The sequence below is a fragment of the Sphaerisporangium sp. NPDC088356 genome (assembly GCF_040685555.1).
Lineage (GTDB): Bacteria > Actinomycetota > Actinomycetes > Streptosporangiales > Streptosporangiaceae > Sphaerisporangium.
Genome location: NZ_JBFBIK010000270.1, coordinates 1 through 1757, shown reverse-complemented (window position 1 = coordinate 1757; position 1757 = coordinate 1). Strand labels below are relative to the sequence as shown.

Annotated in this window: 2 protein-coding genes and 1 pseudogene; 1 reads left to right on the top strand and 2 read right to left on the bottom strand. The window is 72.4% G+C overall.

Annotated features, from left to right (window positions below):
• The coding region (locus AB0O34_RS36810; RefSeq protein WP_363923636.1) for a helix-turn-helix domain-containing protein at nucleotides 1–332 on the top strand (332 nt) is incomplete at its 5' end.
• A 105-nt stretch (nucleotides 333–437) separates the two neighbouring features.
• On the opposite strand, the gene menC is transcribed toward AB0O34_RS36810, so the two are convergent.
• Nucleotides 438–1538, bottom strand: a complete 1101-nt coding sequence (gene menC / locus AB0O34_RS36805; RefSeq protein WP_363923634.1) for an o-succinylbenzoate synthase — start codon at nucleotides 1536–1538, stop codon at nucleotides 438–440.
• 27 nt (nucleotides 1539–1565) lie between these two features.
• Nucleotides 1566–1757, bottom strand: a pseudogene (locus AB0O34_RS36800) (GNAT family N-acetyltransferase); the annotation flags it as partial.

Below are 1757 nucleotides of genomic sequence, written 5' to 3'. Positions count from 1 at the left end.
CGTCCGGCGAGGTCGCCGGTTACAGCCGCGTGCACTTCGAGTCGCTGCTGCTCCAGCTCTCGGACCTGGTGCAGGCCGAGGAGCAGACGCCCACCGGCCCCTACCAGCGGCTTCTGGCCCACGACGCCGAGCACGGCAGCGAGCTGGTCGCCACCCTGCGGGCCTACCTGGACGCCTTCGGCGACGTCAACGCCGCCTCGGCCAGGGTGCACGTGCACGCCAACACCTTCCGCTACCGGTTGAAACGGCTCATCGAGATCAGCGGCCTGGACATGGCCGACCCCGAGGCGCGGCTGGCCGTGACGCTCCAGATGCGGATCTTCGGACGCTAGGCGGCCTCAACGGCGCGGTCATCTACGGCTGTCCGGGGGACAGCGCCAGCGGGTGGCGATCGCCCGCGCGCTCGGCGCCCGGCCCGAGTTGGGGCCCGGCGCCGTCTACGTCGTGATCCACTCGGTGGCGGTGGTGACCTCGTCGAGGATGTCCTGGACGGGCTCGACACCGATGCCGGGGCCCGTGGGGACGTCCAGATGGCCGTCGCGCAGCTCGAACGGCGGGGTGATGTCGGTGGCGAAGTAGCGGCGCGAGGCCGAGGTGTCGCCGGGCAGGGTGAAGCCGGGCAGCGCGGCCAGGGCGACGTTGGCGGCGCGCCCGATGCCCGTCTCCAGCATGCCGCCGCACCACAGGGCGACGCCGTGGGCGCGGGCCAGGTCGTGGATGCGGCGCGCCTCCAGGTAGCCGCCGATGCGGCCGGGCTTGACGTTGATGATCGAGCAGGCGCCCAGGGTGATGGCGGCGGCGGCGTGCTCGGCCGACTCGATCGACTCGTCCAGGCAGATCGGGGTGGTGACCTTACGGGCGAGCGCGGCGTGCTGGACCATGTCGTCGTTGGCCAGGGGCTGCTCGATGAGCAGCAGGTCGAAGGCGTCGAGCTTGGCGAGGTGGGGCGCGTCGGCCAGGGTATAGGCGGCGTTGGCGTCTACCTGGAGCGGCAGGTCGGGGCCGAAGCGCTCGCGGACGGCGCGGACGGGCGCGAGGTCCCACCCGGGCTCGATCTTCAGCTTGATCCGGATGTAGCCCTCGGACAGGTAGCCCTCGACCGCGTCGAGCAGCTCGGGAACGGAGTTCATGATGCCGACCGACACCCCGCAGGGCACCCGGTCCCTGTCGGCGCCGAAGAAGGACGCGAGGGACCGGCCGTCGGCGCGGAGCTGGGCGTCCAGGACCGCCGTCTCCAGGGCGGCCTTGGCCATCCGGTGCCCCTTGAACGGTGCCATGGCCCGGCTCGCGCCGTGGGCGTCGGTGTGGGCGGGCAGGGCGGGGATGAGGAAGCGGCGCAGTGCCTCGGCGGCGCCGTCGACGTACTCCGAGGAGTAGAGCGGTGCGGACATGGCCACGCACTCGCCCCAGCCCTCGCCGTCGGGCGTGACGACCCGCACGAGCAGCACGTCGCGCCCGGTCTCGGTGCCGAACGAGGTGCGGAACGGCGCCACCAGCGGCATCGCGATCCGCCGCAGTTCGATTCCAGTGATCTTCATGATGGTGTGCGGCCTTTCTGCCGGTGATCAGGCGGTACGTTCCACGACATAGCAGGACTTGCGGTGGAACCCGGTGATCCGGGCGCCCTCGCCCAGGAGGCCTTCCAGCACGTCGCGCACGGCGTGCCGCCACGCCTTGGCCGCGCCGGGGTCGGTGCGGCGCAGGCTCTCGATGTCGGCGGGCACCGCCACCAGGACCGTCCGGGCGTCGGTCCGGCC